The organism is Micromonospora sp. NPDC048898 (assembly GCF_043198035.1).
In the GTDB taxonomy this organism is placed as follows: domain Bacteria; phylum Actinomycetota; class Actinomycetes; order Mycobacteriales; family Micromonosporaceae; genus Micromonospora.
In genome coordinates this window covers 499,865-516,468 of record NZ_JBICUF010000002.1, presented here as the reverse complement: position 1 = coordinate 516,468, position 16,604 = coordinate 499,865, and the positions used below count along the sequence as shown (strand labels likewise).

The following is a 16,604-nucleotide window of genomic DNA, read 5'->3' as shown; positions in this document are numbered from 1 at the left end:
TGGCAGCCGCTTCCCGCTGCCGATGCGGGGGCGGTCGCGATGACGCCGATCGCCGAGGTGCTCAGAAACCTGGCCGGTCTTCCATGGCTGGAACCCGGCGAACGGTCCCGCGCCGCCGACCGGGCGCACCAGTTGCAGGCGGCGGGCTGGACCCGCTTGGCGGCGAGCGGGCAGGTCGGCCGGACACCGGTGGCCAGGCAGGTGGTCCACCTCGGCGAGTCACGGACTCTGCTGCTGTGGCGCACCCGCTCGCGCCAACCCGTTGCGATGGACGCCCTCTGCCCGCACAAGCCGTTCAGCATGGTCGGGGCACGCCTGGTGGGCGACGCGCTGGAGTGCCCGGTGCACCGCCGGCGTTTCGGGCCGAACGGCCTGTGTGTCAACCGCCCGGACGGCAAACCGGCCAAGCTGCTCCCCGTCCGGGAAGAGGCGGGTTACCTCTGGCTGCTGCCCCCGGGCCGGGCCGCTGACTCCGGCGCGGGTGTTCCGGCCTGATCAGCCGGGCTCGCCCCCGGGAGCGGCGAGGACGCAGAGCTCATGTCCGTCAGGGTCGGTCAGGCAGATCCAGGAGACGTCGCCGCCCTGGCCCACGTCGAGATCGGCGGCACCGAGCGCGCGCAGGCGAACGGCCTGGGCGGCCTGGTCGTCGCCGGTGTCGGGCCGCAGGTCGAGGTGCAGCCGGTCGAGTGTGGGCGTGGTGCCGGGGACGCGGACGAAGGTGAGGTCCGGTCCGGTGCCGCGGCCGGACCGCAGGGTGGCCCGCTCGCCGGTGACGGCAACCACGGTCCAGTCGATCGCCGCGCCCCAGAAGCGAGCCATGGCGGGCGGGTCGGTGCAGTCCATGACCACCGCGGAAATGGGGCCGGTGTCCCGGCCGGTCTCCTGCGGTCCCGGTACGCAGAACTCGTTGCCCTCCGGATCGGCCAGCAGGGCGCAGGACGCGCCGAGCCGATCGGCGCCGGCGGGTTTCGCGCCAAGCCTCTCCAACCGGGCCAGCAGCTCGGCCCGGTGTCCGGGCGAGCTGCTGGCGAGTTCGAGATGCATGCGGTTAGTTGTCGCTGTCTTCGGCTCGGGGACCGGGACGATGTCGATACCCAGGAAGTCCGGGTCCGGCCAGACGAGTTCGGCTCGGGGCCCGACGTACGTGGTGATGCCGGGGTGGAACGCGTTCCAGCCGAGCGCCTGAGCCCAGAACTCGCCGACCGCGACGGGATCGACTGCCTTGATGTTCACATGAGCCGGTCGCAGAGCCATGCCCCGATTCTAGGGGAAAGCGGCATTCGGTCATCGGCACCTACCGGTTGGCGCCGGCGAGCGCGGCAGCCAGGACCGGCCCGATCTGAGTCAGCGCCGAGGGGCGCATCATCCGGAAATGGGTGGTGGCGATCTCATGGGTCGTGATCCGGCCGCCGACATAAGGAGTCCACTCGTCGGCCAGTGCCTTCGGTCCGGCCGTGCACAGCAGCAGGTCGCCGCCGAACCGGTCGGGAGTGAAGCGGTCACGCAACCGGCCGCTGTGCTCGACCGTGGCGGATATGCGGGCGACCGTCTCCGCCGACAGGCTGGCGTCGCCGATCTCGTCCGCGAGAGCCTGCGCGCGCGTGTCGTCCTCCGGCTGCGTGGCGTCGGCCGGCTCGGCCACCGGCGCCACGTCCAGCACGGCCAGCAGCTCCACCCGCTGCCCGTCCCGCTCGAGCTGGACCGCGAGCGCATGGGCGACCAGACCACCGAACGACCAGCCGAGCAACCGGTAGGGTCCACTCGGTTGCACGGTGCGGATGCGGTGCAGATAGAACGCCGCCAGCTGCTCGATGGTCTCCGGCCGGACGGGGTCGTCGCTCAAGGTCGGCGCCTGCAGCCCGTACAGCGGTGTCTCCGGATCGAGATGGTGCAGCAGGCCGGCGTACGACCAGCTCATTCCGCTGGACGGATGAAAACAGAACAGCGGTGGCTGACTGCCGTGCTTGCGCAGCTCGAGAAGGACGTCCTGGGCCTCGTTCCCGCCGGGATGGCCCACGATCAGCCGCGCGAGCCCGGACGGTGTCGGTGCCTCGAACACGGCGCCGACGCCCAGTTCCACCCCCAGTGCGATCTTCACCCGGCTGACCAGCGTCGCCGCGACCAGCGAGTGTCCACCGAGGTCGAAGAACCCGTCGTCCGGGCCGACCTCGTCGATGCCGAGCACGTCGGCGAACAACGTGCACAGCACGGCCTCCATCGGGGCACCCGGGCGGCGGGCCGACACGTCGAACGCCGGATCGGGGAGAGCCCGCCGATCGACCTTGCCGGTGGGTGACAGCGCGAACTCCGCGGAGACCATGACCACTGCCGGCACCATGTGGCTGGGGAGACAGCGAGCGACGAACTCCCGTGCGGCCACACCCAGCCGCGACGGGTCCGCCGAACCCGCCGATCTGTCCGGCGTCACGTGTCCGACCAGGCAGCGCTCGCCCCGGCCGTTCTCGCCGGCCACGACCACCGCGTCGGCCACACCCGGGCAGCGGGCCAGCGCCGACTCGACTTCGCCAAGCTCGATCCGGAAGCCCCGGATCTTCACCTGGTCGTCCATCCGTCCCGAGTACTCCAGCCCTTGGCGCCCCCACCGCACGAGATCGCCGGTCCGGTACAGCCGCTCACCGACACTGCCGAACGGGTCCGGCACGAACCGGTCAGCCGTCAGCCCGCCCCGGCCCCAGTAGCCCCAGCCCACGCCGAAGCCGCCGATGTACAGCTCGCCCACCACGCCGGGCGGCACGAGCTTCAACCCGTCGTCCAGCACGTAGCACCGGGCAGCGGGCAGCGGTTTGCCGATCAGGCCGGTCGCGGCGATCAGATCGCGATCGAGGGCCGCGTGGGTGACGTGCACCGTGGTCTCGGTGATGCCGTACATGTTCACGAGTTCGGGCTGATAGGGATCGTGGCGCTCGTACCACTGCGCCAGCCTCGCCAGGTCGAGCGCCTCACCGCCGAAGACCAGGTAGCGCAGGGCCAGCCGGGCCGACGTCGACGGGTCCTCGGCATCCGCTCGCGCCAGCTCGTAGAACGCCGACGGGGTCTGGTTGAGAACGGTGACCCGCTGATCGGCCAAGAGCCGCAGGAATTCCGGCGCGGACCGGGCGATGTCGACCGGAACCACCACCAGCGTGCCGCCGTACAGCAGCGCGCCCCACAGCTCCCAGACGGAGAAGTCGAACGCGTAGGAGTGGAACAGCGTCCAGACGTCGTCCTGGCCGAAGTCGAACAGGTCACGGGCGGCCGTGAACAACCCGATGACGTTGCTGTGCGGGACGACGACTCCTTTCGGGCGTCCCGTCGACCCGGAGGTGTAGATCATGTAGGCGGCATCGCCGGCATGCCGCACGATCGGCAAAGGATCATCGGCGGCGCCGGCCAGTCGGGCAGCCACCCCCGGATCGTCCAGCAGCAGCACCGTGTCCCCGGAACCGAGTACCGCCGACGTCCCGACGATGGCGACGGGGTTCGCGTCCTGGACCATCAGCCTGACCCGCTCCTCGGGATAGCCGGGATCCAGCGGAACATAGGCCGCACCGGTCTTCAGGACGGCGAGCAGCGCCGCCGGTACGTCCAGCGACCTCGGCAGGCACAGCCCGACGAAGGTGCCGGGACGGGCGCCGGACTCGGCCAGCAGACGCGCCAGCCGGTTCGCCCGGCGGTCGAGTTCGCGGTAGGTCAGCGAAAGCTCACCACACACCACCGCGACGGCGTCCGGCCGCCACCGCGCCTGCTCCTCGAAGAGATCGACCAGGTTCGCAGTCACCATCGAAGACGCTCCCTCAGCTCGCGGCCATCAAGTCGGAAGAACTGCTGAGCCGGACCCAGGTGGCCTCCGCCCGGCCGTACTCGGCGCCGTCCGGACGAAACAGCGCGCTGATCACCCGCGCGGTGCGTCCGGCGGTCGCGATGTGCTCGGCGACGACGATCGCCGGCTCGCCGGCCGGCGGGACCGCCCGGATGCGCGCCGCCATTCTCCCGAGCACCCAAGGAGAACCGGTCTGGTCGAGCGTCCAGCCACCGGGGCAGTCGAGCACGGCCCACACGGTGTCGATGTCCGGTGTATCCGGAGTCCACGGGCAGGCGACGACACCCGGAAGACCGTCCACGCCGCCCGGCGCCAGACGCAGGGCGGGCGGGTCGGTTCTGGCGTTTCCACACACCAGGCACTGCGGGAAGGGGTGCACCGCCGCGCCCGCGAAGCGCGTGCTCGCCTCCTGCGCCGCGGCCATCGTCACGAACGGCGCCATCCGTGGCTGATGAGGCGCCGCGGTGGAGACCGTCGCGACGAGTTCGGCCCCGTGCCAGACGTGGGCGCGCCCGCGATGCGGTTCGACGGCCAGCTCGGTATCCAGCGGCGGCCCCGCGTGCAACTGGACGACGGCGTCCGTCCCGACGACGCCGGCGGCGACACGGGCGAACATCCCGCAGGCGTAGCCACCGTTCGCGCTGTCGGGCGGCCCGTTGTGGGTCCGGGCGATCCGGCACGCGCTCACCTCAGTCATCAGCGGCCATTCCAGCGGCGAGCCGCGTCAGCAACGCGGCCGGGGCATCGAGGAACGTGTGGTGCACGCCCGGCAGCACCACCTGCTCGACCCGGGTGGAACACCGGTCCCACCCGCTCAGAAGCGAGGGATCGACCTCCTGGTCGTCCGACCAGCCGACAGTGGTGATCGCGGTGTTCAGGAGCACCGGCTCGGCCGGCCGATAGGCCTTGTTGGCATTCACGTCCGCCCTCAGCACCTCGGTGACGACGTCCAGGACGGTCTCGTCGAGTTCGGTCGCACTCAGCGCGACCAGCTCGGCGCGAAGTTGCTCGTCGGTCATCGACAAGTAGCTGCCGTACGGTCCGTCGTGCGGCGCGACCTGGGACGAACAGAACAATCGCCGGGGCATCGGCAGGCCTTCGCGTTGCAGCAGAACGGCTGTCTCGTAGGCGATCAAGGCGGAGCTGCAGTGCCCGAACAGCCCGAAAGGACGGTCCATGACCGGCAACAAGGCCTCGACCAGCTCTTTCGCGAGCTGTTCGTAGCTGCCGAAGTGCGGCTCGCGCAACCGGTTCTCCCGGCCGGGCAGCTGCACCGGGCAGAGGGCGGAGTCGCCGGCGTCGTCGGGCCACCGGCCGTACATGGAGGCACCCGCGCCCGAGTAGGGCAGGCAGAAGATCCGCGAGGGAGTGTCCCGCAGCGGCCGGGGCAGCCATCGGCGCAGGGGAACGACCGTGCTCGTCATGGCCGTACCCCTCGTGCCGTCACCGGCAGGCTGGTGTAGCCCGCGATGAAGTTGGAGCGCAGCCGCACGGGTTCGCCGGCGACCTCGATGTCGGTGAAGCCGGTCAGCAGCTCGTCGAACAGGACTCGCAGCGCGACCCGGGCGACGGTGTGCCCGACGCAGTAGTGCGGGCCGACACCGAACGCGATGTGCTTGTTGGGGCGCCGGCGGATGTCGAACGTGTCGGGCTGCGGGAACACGTCCTCGTCCCGGTTGGCCGAACCCAGCCACGCGACGACCGCGTCGCCCGCGCGTACGGTGACGTCGCGCAGACGCACGTCGCGACGGGCATAGCGCATGAAGTGCTGGGCCGGCGATGACCAGCGCAATGCCTCCTCCACCCCGCTCACCAGCAGGTCCGGATGCGCCGCCCAGTCGGCCAGCATGTCGGTGCCGGCGAGTTCGAGCAGCGCGGCGCTCGGTGGCTGTGCGGTGGTGACGTTGGCGCCGAGCAGCAGGCTGTAGCAGTTGGACACGATCTCGCTCGGCGCGAGCCGCTCCCCGTCGATGCTCATGGCCAGCAGCACGCCGAGCAGGTCGTCGCCGGGAGAGGTGCGCCGCTCCTCGGCGACGTCCTGGAAATAGGCGAACAGTTCACGGTGGGCCCGGACGAGGGACCTGTCCGGACCGCCGGGGCCGGCAAAGGCGGGGTCCTCCGGAGCGATGGACGCGCCCGTCAGCCGGGTCAGGGCGGGCCAGTCCGCCCGGGGAAGCCGCATCCACGAACCGATGATCGCCATCGGCATGGCCGCCATGGCCGCCGCGAAGTCGAACACTCCGCCGTCCTTCATAGGCGCGAGCAGTTCCCTGACCAGTGAGCGGATTCGGGGCAGGTCTCGTTCCACCGCCTTGACCGACAGGGCGCGCTGCAGCGGTTCCCGCAGTCTCGCGTGCCGGGGCGGGTCGGTGACCGCCATCTGCCGTCCACCCGCCGGGTCGCCCTTGCCGAGCAGGTTGAGCAGCGATCCCTGTTCGGAGGTGAAGGTGGTGTGGTCACGCAGCACGTGCTGCACGTCGTCGTACCGGGTCACGGACCAGAATCCGTTGTCGCCGACCGATTGCCAGCTGACCGGCGCGTCCCGGCGCATGGCCCGCCAGACCGCGTGCATGTCCGTCGTGGCGAACGTGCCCGAATCGAACAGGTCGGCCGCCGAAGCCGCGTGCATCGGACATCGGCTCGTCTGCGCGGTGACGGTCATGGCCGCGCTCCGCTCCGGATGGCGGTTTCCAGCTCCGCGCCGAGCTCGCGCAGGGTGGGCTGCAGGTAGAGGACGCGGGCCGGGAACGCGACGCCGAACTCCGCCCGTACCGAGCCGAGGATGTCCGCTGCGTTGAGCGAGTGGCCGCCGAGGTCGAAGAAGTCGTCGTCGGCGCCGATCGGCTCCACTCCGAGCACGCCGGCCCACAGCTCGGCCAGTCGGTGCTCGACGTCGGTCCGTGGCGCGACGAACTCGTTGGGCACGTTGCGTGCCGTCACGTCCACCGCCGGCAGCGCGCCCCGGTCGATCTTCCCGTTGCCGGTCAGCGGGAGGGTGTCGCGGATCAGGACGGCCCACGGGATCATCGGCGCCGGCAGGGTGGCGCGCAGCTCTTCGCGCAGGCGCTCGCCCCACCGCGCCGGGGGCTCGCCCTCGGGCACGACGTACGCGACCAGCCGTTTCGTGCCGTCGGCGGCGGTCCGCACGACGACGGCGCTCCGGCTGACCCCGGGCAGGCGGTGCAAAGCGGCCTCGACCGCGCCCGGTTCGACCCGGTGCCCGAGGATCTTGACCTGGTCGTCGACCCGGCCGACGAACTCGCAGGCGCCGTCGGGCCGCAGTCGGACGATGTCGCCCGTGCGGTACATCCGCGCTCCTGGCTCGGACGAGAACGGGTCGGGCAGGAACCGGTCGGCCGTGGCGCCCGGCCGGCCGAGATAGCCGTCGGCGAGCCCGGCTCCCGACGCGTACAGCTCGCCGCAGGCACCTGCCTCGACCGGACGCAGATCGCTGTCGAGCACCGCGACCCGCGTGCCGTTGATGGGTGTTCCGATGGGAACCGTGTCGAGGCCGTCCCCCGCGGCGGTGGTCGTCGTCCAGGTCGTGGTGAAGGTGGTGTTCTCGGTCGGACCATAACCGTTGGTGAACACGATGCCCGGATGGGCCGAGATCAACCGTGCGACCGGACCCGGCTGGATCACGTCGCCGCCCGCGACGAGGTGCCGCACGTCGGCGAACGCGCCGATGTCGTGCGCGACCATCTCGTGGAACAGCCCGGCCGTCAGCCACAGCACGGACACGCCGTGCCGGCGGACGGTGTCCGCCAGCACATCCTGGCTCAGCCGGCCGGAAGGAGCCACCACGAGGTGGGCGCCATGGGTTAACGGGGTCCAGATCTCCAAGGTGGAGGCGTCGAACGCCAGCGGAGCCGCCTGCAGGAACACGTCGTCCCGGCGGACGGTCATCCAGTTCATGTCCGTGACCAGCCGGAGAACCGCGCGCTGCGGAACCATCACGCCTTTCGGCCGGCCGGTCGAGCCGGACGTGTAGCTGACGTAAGCGAGGTCGCCGGCGGTGGTACCCGCCGGAGTGTGGGGGGATTGGCTGCGGGCCGACGGCGCGAGCCGGGTGAACCCGCTGGGAACAGCGTCACGCAACTGGTCGTCCACCACGACGAACTGGACGCCGGCGTCGGTCAGCAGGCTTTCCCGCCGCTGCGGCGGGTCGTCCGGGTCCACTCCGAGGTAGGCGGCACCGGCACGCAAGATTGCCAGGAGGGTCGTGATCATTTCGGCCGACCGCCGCATCAGGACGGCGACGACCGCGCCGCGGCGGACACCGGCTGTCATCAGCGCGTCGGACAGCTTCTCCGCCTGGCGGACGAGCTGGTCGTAGGTGAGCGTCTCGCCGTCGAACGTGACGGCGGGGGCCGAAGGGGTCAGGCGGGCCTGCTCGGCCAAGTGTTCGTACAGCATCTCTACTGACCGTCCTGTCGCCGGCGGACGCTCAGCGGCCGCATGTCGGTCCACACGACGTCGATGTGGTCCAGGCAGTCCTGTCGGGCGCCCCGGAATCCCTCGACGTCCCACCCCGGCGGAATCTCGCTGTCGGCGCGGAGGATCGAGTACTGCTCCTCGCCGTTGAGCACGACGATGTAACTGACCTTGCTGTCGATGTCCGTCATGATCGACCTCCGTATGTCGTCGACTTCGGTTTCTGTCCGCCGCGAGTCGTCAGCACCAGTACGACCGCGGCCAGCGGCGCCAGCGCCACCAGGAGCAGGCCCGCCCCGGCGCCGAATCGCGTCACGAGCCACCCGGTCACCGGGGCGGCGAGCGCTATTCCCACGTAACCGATGGCGGAGAAGTATCCGAACGCCTCCGCCAGCCGCTGCGCCGGAACCTGTTCGGGGACCAGCAGGATGACCGCGGTGTCGCCCGGTGCGAAGGCGATTCCGGCGACCAGGAACAAGGCGACGGCTACCCACAGCGGGGAAGCCGCGGCGGCGCCGACCATGACGATGCCGTAAAGGGCGGTCATGGCGCAGGCGACCGTGCGTGTGCTGAATTTCCGCAACGGGTGAGCCGGGGGTATCACGGCATAGACCGCACCGCTGATCGCACTCGTGGCGAACAGGCCTGAGAGCACCAGGGCGCCGTTCGTCGCCGGCTTGCCGTGATCGGTCATCAACGCGGGCAGTGCCACGTCGAGCGCGCCGAGGTTGATCCCGATCCCGGCGTTGAGCACGAGCGGCGCCCAGAGCCAGCCGAGCAGCGTGCGCACCGAGGCGTGCTCCCGTGCCCGGTCGCTCGGCTCCCGCCGCGGCAGCGTCCAGCTGAGCAGGCCACCGGCGGCCGTCACGGCCGCCACCACGCCGACGCAGGCCTGCGGTCCGACCGCGGCGGCCACGACGGCTGCCAGCGCCGGGCCACCGACCCAGGCCAGCTGCACCGCCGCTCCGTCGACCGCGTAGGCCTGCGGGAGCTGGGCGGGGGGTAGGAGCCCGGGCAGCAGCGACCGATAAGCCCCGCTCACTCCGGAACCCGCGGCCGCGGCCAGCACGACGAACGCCAGCAGCACCCCCAGCGGGGCGTGCATCGCCGCCGCGATCGCCGTGGCGGCGAGTCCCGCGGTCGCCGCGAGCAATGACCACCCCAGCGCCGCGGGCAACACGGCCCTGTCCAGCTGGCGTCCTCGCCACGGCGCGCACAACGCGTAGGTCAGCGCGCTGGCACCGCTGAGCAGTCCGCTGTTCACGAACGACCCGGTCGCGTCGTGCGCGGTGAGCACCAGCGCGGCCGGCAGTGAGGTCAGCGGCAGCCGGGCCAGTGACGCCGCGGCCAGCCACCGGAACCAGGTCGCGTTGTGCCGCAGCGCCCCGGCCGGCGCTTCCCCCTGCAAAGTTGCTCCGTCCGGCATCGGGTGCCTCCTCATCTCAGGCCGGCATCGCGCCGCTGAGCAGGGCCGCGCGCTCGGCGGGCAGGACCACGTCGACCGTGTCGAGCGGAGCGCCCGGATCGGCCACCGCTGCCCGAACCACGTGGACCAGGCGCTGAGTCAGCGCGACGACCGTCTCCTGGTCGAAGATGTCGGTGGCGAACTCGACCAAACCGGCCAGCCCCTGCGGGCTGCCGTCGGCGCCGCGCCGTTCGGTGAACGAGAACGAGAGGTCGAACTTCGAGGTCAGCACATCGATCTGCCGTCCGCTCGTCGTGATGCCGGGAAGGTCGAGCGCGGCCTCGCCGGCGTTCTGCAGCGTGAGCGTCACCTGGAAGAGCGGGTTGTAGCTCAGCGAGCGGACCGGCTTGAGCGCCTCGACCAGCCGCTCGAACGGCACGTCCTGGTTGGCGTACGCGCCGAGGTTGCTCTCGCGCACCCGGGCCAGCAGCTCGGTCAACGTCGGATTGCCGCCGGTGTCGGTGCGCAGCACCAGCGTGTTGACGAAGAAGCCCACCAGATCGTCGAGCGCGTCGTCGTTGCGCCCGGCGATCGGTGCGCCGATCGGGATGTCGGTGCCCGCGCCGACCCGGGTGAGCAGGACGGCCAGGGCCGTCTGCAGCGCCATGAACAGACTGGCTCGTGCGCCGCCGGCCCATCGCGTGAGACCGGCGTGTAACTCGGCGTCGAGATCGAAACGGACGGTGTGGCCCCGATGGGAGCGTACGGCCGGGCGTGGCCGGTCAGCCGGCAGTTGCAGTTGCTCGGGCAAGCCGGCCAGCTGCCTGGTCCAGTACTCCACCTCGTTCGTGGCGGCCGCGCCGTCGGCACCGAGGATCTCCCGCTGCCACAGCGTGTAGTCCACGTACTGAACCGGCAACGGCGTCCAATCCGGCGCGGTGCCCGTGCGGCGGGCCGCGTACGCGGTGGACAGATCCCGCAGCAGCGGGCGCATCGACCAGTGATCGGTAGCGATGTGGTGCAGACAGAGCAGCAGTACGTGCCGGTCCGGGCCGAGCCGGAAGAGCACCGCCCGTAGCGGTGGTACCGCGGTGAGATCGAAACGGCGGTCCACCTCGGCCGCCATCGCGCCGGCGATGTCGGTCTCCGACGAGTCCACCACGGTCAGGACCGAGTCCGCGGATTCGAGGACGTGCTGCCACGGCTCCTCGTCGGCCACCGGGAACACCGTCCGCAGGCTTTCGTGCCTGGTCATCACGTCACCCATCGCCGCTCGCAGGGCGGCCACATCCAGCCGGCCGGTCAGCGAGTACGCCGACGGCAGGTGGTAGGCGGAGCCATGACCGGCCGACTTCTCCAGCTGTTCGACGAACCAGAGCCGGCGCTGCGCGAACGACAACGGCGGTCGCTGCGGGCGGCGCGCGACCCCGATGGCCGGCCGATCGGTCGCCAGTTCGTCGATGGCGTTGGCGATGCCGGCGACGGTCTGCCGCTCGAAGATCACTCGCACCGGCATGTCGACGCCCAGCACCGAGCGGACTCGGCTGGCCAGCCTCGCGACCTGCAACGAGTGACCACCGAGCTCGAAGAAGTCGTCGTCGACCCCGACCTCCGGGATCTTCAGAACGTCGGCGACCAGCCGGCACAGCAGGTCTTCCTGCGGCGTGCGGGGCGCCCTGCCGCTGACCGTCCACCGGGGGGCCGGCAGCGCCGCGACGTCGACTTTGCCGTTGGTGTTCGTCGGCATCCGGTCCAGCACGACGAACGAGGCCGGGACCATGAACGACGGGAGGGTGTCGGCGACGTATCGGCGCAACCGCGCCGGCACGGGCCGGGCGCTGGCTGCTCCCACCACGTAGGCGACCAGCTTGAGGTCACCCGGCGCCGCCTCGACGGCTGTCACGACCGCGCGGGCCACGTCCGGGTGCTTGAGCAGCGTCTGCTCGACCTCTCCCGGCTCGACCCGGTAGCCGCGGATCTTGACCTGGTGGTCGGCCCGGCCCACGAAGATCAGGCTGCCGTCGCTGGTCGACCTGGCCAGATCGCCGGTGCGGTACATCCGCTCACCGCCGGCCGCGAAAGGCTCGGGCAGGAACCGCTCCGCGGTGAGTCCCGGCTTGCCCAGATAGCCACGAGCGACACCCGTGCCGCCGATGTAGATCTCGCCGACCACGCCCGGCGGTACCGGCCGCGACTCCCCGTCCAGCAGATAGATCCGCTGGTTCCACACGGGCCGGCCGATCGGCACGACCGCTGACGAGGCTTCGGCGGCCACCTGGCCGGGCTGAACGAGCATGGTCGCGGCGTGCGTCTCGGTCGGGCCGTAGTAGTTGGCCAGCCTGCGCTCCGCGTGACCGCGCAGCAGCGCGCGGATGTCGTCGGTGAGCATCAGCGCCGACCCGGCCTGCGCGATGTCGGTGAGTGCCGGCAGTTCGACGCCCTCGGCGACCGCGGCCGAGCAGATGCTATCGATCATCAGCTGCGGCGCGATGACCGTGGTTACTCCGTGCCGGTCCAGCCAGTGGACCAGCCGCGCCGGATCGGTGCGCACGTCCGGCTGAGGGATGGCGATCGTGCCGCCGCTGACCAGTGCCGGCAGGGTTTCCTCCAGAGATACGTCGAACCCGACGCTCGCCAGGTGCGCGGTGACCCCGCTCGAGTTCCCGGTGCCGGGATCCGCCTGCCAGCACACCATGTTCAGCAGGCCCGCGGCGGGCATCACCACGCCCTTGGGCGTGCCGGTCGAGCCGGAGGTGTAGATGAGATAGGCCGCGGCGCCCGGGTCGCCGGCACCGCGTTCGTTCTCGGTGAGGTTCGCCGCCGGGTGCCGCTCGATCAGGGCCTGGTCGCCGGGAGTGTCGAGCACCAGGGCGCCGGGTACGCGGGCGGCGTGCGCGCGATGGGTCACCACGACCGCCGGACCGGCGTCCTGGAGCAGGAGGCCGAGCCGTTCGTCGGGGTACTCCGGATCCACCGGCAGGTACACCGCGCCGGCCTTGATGGTGGCCAGCATCGCGGCGACGAGATCCACGGACCGGTCCAGCAGCACCGCGACCACGCGCTCCTCGCCCGCGCCCCGGCTGATCAGTTCCCGGGCCAGTCGGTTGGCCCTGGCGTGCAGCTCCTCGTACGTGACGCCGGCCGTGTCCGTGACGACGGCGATCGCCGATGGCGTGCGCGCGGCCTGGCCGTCGAGCAACGTCGCCAGCCCGGCGGCCGGGAGGGTCACGGCGGAGTCGTTCCACTCGGTCAGCACCCGGCGCCGGACGGCCGGGGACAGCAGTTCGCCCCGTGACACCGGCTGGTCCGGATCGGCGACGGCCTGCGCCAGCACCAGGCAGAACTGCTCGGCCATGGCCTCGACGGTGCCCTGGTCGTACAGGTCGGCGGAGTACTCCACCGTGCCGTCGAGACCGCCTGCCGCACCTTCGGCGGTTCGTCGTTCCTGCACCGCGAAGAACAGCTCGAACCGGGACACCCCGATGTCGACCGGGTCGAACCGGGAGTCCAGGCCGGGCGCGTCGATGGCGGGATCGACGTACGTCTGCACGGCGAGCATCACTTGGAACAGCGGGTTCAGGCCGAGCGAGCGAACCGGGTTGATCGCCTCGACCAGCTGCTCGAACGGCACGTCCTGGGCGTCGAACGCGGCGAGGTCGGTCGCCCTGACGCGGTCGACGAGCTCGCGGAAGGTCGGCTCGCCGGAGGTGTCGGTCCGCAGCACGAGGGTGTTGACGAAGAATCCGACGAGGTCGTCGAGTGCGGCGTCCGTGCGCCCGGCGGCGGGTGCGCCGATCGGCAGGTCGGTGCCCGCGCCGAGCCTGGTCAGCAGCGCACCGAGACCCGCGTGCAGGAGCATGAACAACGTCGACTGGTGCTCCCGTCCGAGACGGGTCAGCTTGTCGTGGACCTCCGCGTCGATGTGAAAGTGCACGCGTCCGCCGCGATAGGTGCTCGCGGCCGGACGGGGGCGGTCGGCGGGGAGGGCGATCTCGGCCGGCAGGTTCTCGAGCGCCGTCAGCCAGTAGCCCAGCTGCTTGGCCATCATGCCGTCCGGATCGTCGTCGGCGAGTTCCCGCTGCCACTGGGAGTAGTCGGTGTAGCGCACGGGCAGATCCGCCCACCGCGGCGCCTCGCCGGCCAGTCTGGCCCGGTAGGCGGCGGACAGGTCGTGCCGCAGCGGCTCGAACGACCAGCCGTCGATCGCGATGTGGTGGAATGTCAGCAAGAGCACGTGCTCCTGGGGGCCGAGTACGAACAGACAGGTCCGCAGCGGCGCGTCGACGGTCAGGTCGAAGCCCTCAGCGGCCCGCCGGCGGACCGCTTCCTGCGCCTCGGCGGGCTCGACGAGGACCGTCGGCAGCAGGGTTTCCAGGTCGGGAGCCTCGAGGACCACCTGACGCGGCGTGCCCGACTCGGCCGGGCAGATCGTCCGCAGCGTCTCGTGCCGGGAGATCAGGTCTCGCACCGCGAGCCGGAGCGCGTCGTGGTCGAGCTCGCCCGACAACCACAGCGCCACCGGGATGTTGTAACCGGCCCCGCCCCCGGCGACCTGGTTGAGGATCCACAGTCGCTGCTGCGCGTACGACAACGGGACCCACGCGGGCCGCTGCCGCGGCTCGACGGGCGGACGCGTCGTGCGGTACGAATCGAGCCTGGCGGTCAAGCCGATCGGCGTCGGCGCCGCGAAGAGTTCCCGTGCGGTGACGTCGACGCCGAACGCGGCTCGTAACCGGCCCAGCATCCGGGAGGCCAGCAGCGACTGACCCCCGAGGTCGAAGAAGTCGTCGTCCGGCGCCACCTCGGGCACGCCGAGCAACTCGGCGAACATCGACCGGACGAGATCGGTCTTCGGGTGCATGCCCGATCGCTGGCTCGTGATGCCGTGATATGCGGACACTGACGCCCCCTCGCTCGGCAGATTGACGCATTAGGCAGATGGACAGTGCTGAAGATCAGTGGGAGTGGAAGGCCATGGGCATGGTCTCGAGGCTGTTGGTGACGTAGGACGGCTTGCGCTGCGGCTCACCGGCCCGCTCGATCCGCGCGACGCTGCTCAGAAGCTCTTCGAGAAAGACACCGATCATCACCCGTGCCAGCGGCGCGCCGATGCAGAAATGGCGGCCGCCGCCGAAGCTCACGTGCCGGTTGGGACTCCGGTTCAACTGGAGCTCCATGGGCCGCTCGAACACGCTCTCGTCCCGGTTGAGCGATGCCAGCCAGACGCTCACCGCCTGGCCCGCCTTGATCTCGACGTCACCGACGAGCGTGTCGGCGACGGCGGTGCGCATGAGGTGGCTCACCGGCGTCGTCCAGCGGACGAGTTCCTCGACGGCGGACCGCTGGGTGACCGCCCCGGTGCGCAGCGCGGCCAGCTCAGCCGGATTGTCCAGCAGCGCGAGCAGGCCGTTACCCAGCACCTGGCGGGTCGTCTCGCCCGCCGCGACCGCCAGATTGTCGCAGGTCAGGATGATTTCATCGTCGGTGATGTCCACACCGGCCGCTTGGGCGCGGACGAACGCCGAGACCACGTCGTCAGTCGGCCGGAGCCTGCGCTCCTCGATCACGTCGGCGTAGTAGGCGAGCACCTCGAGGTGTGCCTCCTGCGCCCGTGTCCCGTCCAGGTCCACGATGTTGTCGACGGCCGATCCGGCGAAGCCGGCGACCCGCTCCACGTCGTCGCCCGCGACGCCGAGCAGCCCGGCGATGACTTGCAGCGGGTACGGACCCGAGACGTCGTTGACGAAGTCGTGGGTGCCGGCGTCGATGACCCGGTCCAGCAGCGACCGCGACACCAGCTGCGCCCGATCCCGGAAACCGGCGACCGCTTTGGGCGTGAAGAGGGTGGCCGCCACCTTACGGAGCACGTCGTGCCGAGGCGGGTCGGCCAGGGTCATCATGACCCCCGCACCCGGATAGGGGGCGGAGAGGTTGGGCCGCAGGAACGTCCCCTGGGCGGAGCTGAACCGGTTGTAGTCGCTCAGCACGGGAAGGCCCTCGGCGTAGGTCGTGACCGCCCAGAACGGCTCGTGATCCGGTTCGTCATGCCAGGAGACCGGGCAGTCCCCGCGTAGCCGGGCCCAGGTGGCATGCGGATCGCCGTGAGAATAGAGCTGTGGATCGGTCAGCCGGGGGATGGCGGGGGCAACCACGGGTCAGCTCCTTCGCGTGGTCAGGGTCGGTTGTCTTCTCCGGCGGCCGCCGCTAGGACCGTCCGGCCGGCGCGATCATCCCGGTCTCGGCGGCCAGCCGGTCGAAGAACGCGGTCCAGCGGCGCCACATCTGTTCGGCGGAGTCGAGCAGTTCCTGCTCCTGCTCCGCGGTGAGCCCGGAGAACACGGCGCTGGTCGCCTGATCGACGTGGTCGGGTTCCTGTTGTACGTGGATGTCGACCCAGGCGTTGCGCTCGGTGCCGGACTCCCGCTTCACCGCCTCGCCGATCGCCGAGACCATCAGCAGGTCCGTGACCTCGGTGGCGAAGATGCCACCGAGTGCGGACGTCCGGTCGGCCGAGCACTGCTCATACCAGGCGACCAGCGCGGCGGTCTCCTCGAACGGCACGGAACCGGTCACCGCCCGGCGGTCGTAGCCCGCTTTCTCCATGCTGTCGGCGTAGATCACCTCGTGGGCCGCCTTGGCCGACCGGGCACCGGTCTCCTGCGAGAGGATTCGGGTGATCGCGCTTTTCGACTCGATGTCGGGCAGGACCGAAATACAGCGCGCAAGGAAAGTCGGGAAATAGTGCAGGGGGTGCCACCACTGCCCGAGGAACGTTTCCACGTGCGCGTGGGAAAGGTTGCGGGAGCTCACCTGCTTGAAGAACTCGTGGTCGATGAAGGCGCGGTGAGCCGCGGTTCCGAGGAGCCGATCGGACATCGATTCCATGGTGTCGAGTGCCATATTACTGTGTCCCCCTTGAGGTCGGCCGCACCGCCCGGGAATCCC

General features: G+C 70.8%; 12 protein-coding genes. 1 reads left to right on the top strand and 11 read right to left on the bottom strand.

The features are described 5' to 3' along the window. Positions 1-39: 39 nt before the first annotated feature. Positions 40-495 carry a Rieske 2Fe-2S domain-containing protein gene (locus ACGFIQ_RS09090; RefSeq protein WP_393241576.1) on the top strand — a complete coding sequence of 152 codons (456 nt, stop codon included), beginning with the start codon at positions 40-42 and terminating at the stop codon, positions 493-495. On the opposite strand, the gene ACGFIQ_RS09085 is transcribed toward ACGFIQ_RS09090, so the two are convergent. The 11 genes from ACGFIQ_RS09085 to ACGFIQ_RS09035 form a co-directional block, all read right to left on the bottom strand. Continuing rightward, a complete protein-coding gene (locus tag ACGFIQ_RS09085) occupies positions 496-1,254 on the bottom strand; it encodes a VOC family protein (protein ID WP_393241573.1) in 759 nt (252 codons plus the stop codon). It lies immediately after the preceding gene. Between the two features lie 40 nt (positions 1,255-1,294). Continuing rightward, entirely contained in the window at positions 1,295-3,781 is a 2,487-nt protein-coding gene (locus ACGFIQ_RS09080) for an amino acid adenylation domain-containing protein (protein ID WP_393241570.1), read from the bottom strand. Positions 3,782-3,794: 13 nt separating this feature from the next. After that, positions 3,795-4,517, bottom strand: coding sequence for a hypothetical protein (locus tag ACGFIQ_RS09075; protein WP_393241568.1), 723 nt, complete (start codon positions 4,515-4,517; stop codon positions 3,795-3,797). Next, positions 4,510-5,244 carry a thioesterase II family protein gene (locus tag ACGFIQ_RS09070; RefSeq protein ID WP_393241565.1) on the bottom strand — a complete coding sequence of 245 codons (735 nt, stop codon included), beginning with the start codon at positions 5,242-5,244 and terminating at the stop codon, positions 4,510-4,512. Before ACGFIQ_RS09070 ends, ACGFIQ_RS09075 begins: the two co-directional genes overlap by 8 nt. Beyond that, positions 5,241-6,482 carry a cytochrome P450 gene (locus tag ACGFIQ_RS09065; protein ID WP_393241562.1) on the bottom strand — a complete coding sequence of 414 codons (1,242 nt, stop codon included), beginning with the start codon at positions 6,480-6,482 and terminating at the stop codon, positions 5,241-5,243. Before ACGFIQ_RS09065 ends, ACGFIQ_RS09070 begins: the two co-directional genes overlap by 4 nt. Then, positions 6,479-8,236 carry an amino acid adenylation domain-containing protein gene (locus ACGFIQ_RS09060; protein WP_393241559.1) on the bottom strand — a complete coding sequence of 586 codons (1,758 nt, stop codon included), beginning with the start codon at positions 8,234-8,236 and terminating at the stop codon, positions 6,479-6,481. The genes ACGFIQ_RS09065 and ACGFIQ_RS09060 overlap by 4 nt, the downstream gene beginning before the upstream one ends. A 2-nt stretch (positions 8,237-8,238) precedes the next feature. Beyond that, on the bottom strand, positions 8,239-8,445 hold the full coding sequence (locus ACGFIQ_RS09055) for an MbtH family protein (RefSeq protein ID WP_393241556.1): 207 nt from the start codon (positions 8,443-8,445) through the stop codon (positions 8,239-8,241). Further along, positions 8,442-9,680, bottom strand: a complete 1,239-nt coding sequence (locus ACGFIQ_RS09050) for an MFS transporter (protein WP_393241553.1) — start codon at positions 9,678-9,680, stop codon at positions 8,442-8,444. The genes ACGFIQ_RS09055 and ACGFIQ_RS09050 overlap by 4 nt, the downstream gene beginning before the upstream one ends. 16 nt (positions 9,681-9,696) lie before the next feature. Beyond that, complete coding sequence (locus ACGFIQ_RS09045) at positions 9,697-14,520, bottom strand: amino acid adenylation domain-containing protein (protein WP_393241550.1); 4,824 nt, start codon at positions 14,518-14,520, stop codon at positions 9,697-9,699. Between the two features lie 94 nt (positions 14,521-14,614). Next, the gene (locus ACGFIQ_RS09040) at positions 14,615-15,811 is read right to left on the bottom strand and encodes a cytochrome P450 (RefSeq protein ID WP_393241547.1); all 1,197 of its coding nucleotides are present in this window, start codon (positions 15,809-15,811) and stop codon (positions 14,615-14,617) included. Positions 15,812-15,863: 52 nt separating this feature from the next. Then, positions 15,864-16,535: a TenA family transcriptional regulator gene (locus ACGFIQ_RS09035; protein WP_393241544.1), complete on the bottom strand. Its 672-nt coding sequence runs from the start codon at positions 16,533-16,535 to the stop codon at positions 15,864-15,866. Positions 16,536-16,604 lie beyond the last annotated feature (69 nt).

Coding starts and splice junctions, on each gene's coding strand:
- ACGFIQ_RS09090 (WP_393241576.1), top strand. CDS start 40: ATGACGCCGATCGCCGAGGTGCTCAGAAACCTGGCCGGTCTTCCATGG.
- ACGFIQ_RS09085 (WP_393241573.1), bottom strand. CDS start 1,254: ATGGCTCTGCGACCGGCTCATGTGAACATCAAGGCAGTCGATCCCGTC.
- ACGFIQ_RS09080 (WP_393241570.1), bottom strand. CDS start 3,781: ATGGTGACTGCGAACCTGGTCGATCTCTTCGAGGAGCAGGCGCGGTGG.
- ACGFIQ_RS09075 (WP_393241568.1), bottom strand. CDS start 4,517: ATGACTGAGGTGAGCGCGTGCCGGATCGCCCGGACCCACAACGGGCCG.
- ACGFIQ_RS09070 (WP_393241565.1), bottom strand. CDS start 5,244: ATGACGAGCACGGTCGTTCCCCTGCGCCGATGGCTGCCCCGGCCGCTG.
- ACGFIQ_RS09065 (WP_393241562.1), bottom strand. CDS start 6,482: ATGACCGTCACCGCGCAGACGAGCCGATGTCCGATGCACGCGGCTTCG.
- ACGFIQ_RS09060 (WP_393241559.1), bottom strand. CDS start 8,236: ATGCTGTACGAACACTTGGCCGAGCAGGCCCGCCTGACCCCTTCGGCC.
- ACGFIQ_RS09055 (WP_393241556.1), bottom strand. CDS start 8,445: ATGACGGACATCGACAGCAAGGTCAGTTACATCGTCGTGCTCAACGGC.
- ACGFIQ_RS09050 (WP_393241553.1), bottom strand. CDS start 9,680: ATGCCGGACGGAGCAACTTTGCAGGGGGAAGCGCCGGCCGGGGCGCTG.
- ACGFIQ_RS09045 (WP_393241550.1), bottom strand. CDS start 14,520: ATGCACCCGAAGACCGATCTCGTCCGGTCGATGTTCGCCGAGTTGCTC.
- ACGFIQ_RS09035 (WP_393241544.1), bottom strand. CDS start 16,535: ATGTCCGATCGGCTCCTCGGAACCGCGGCTCACCGCGCCTTCATCGAC.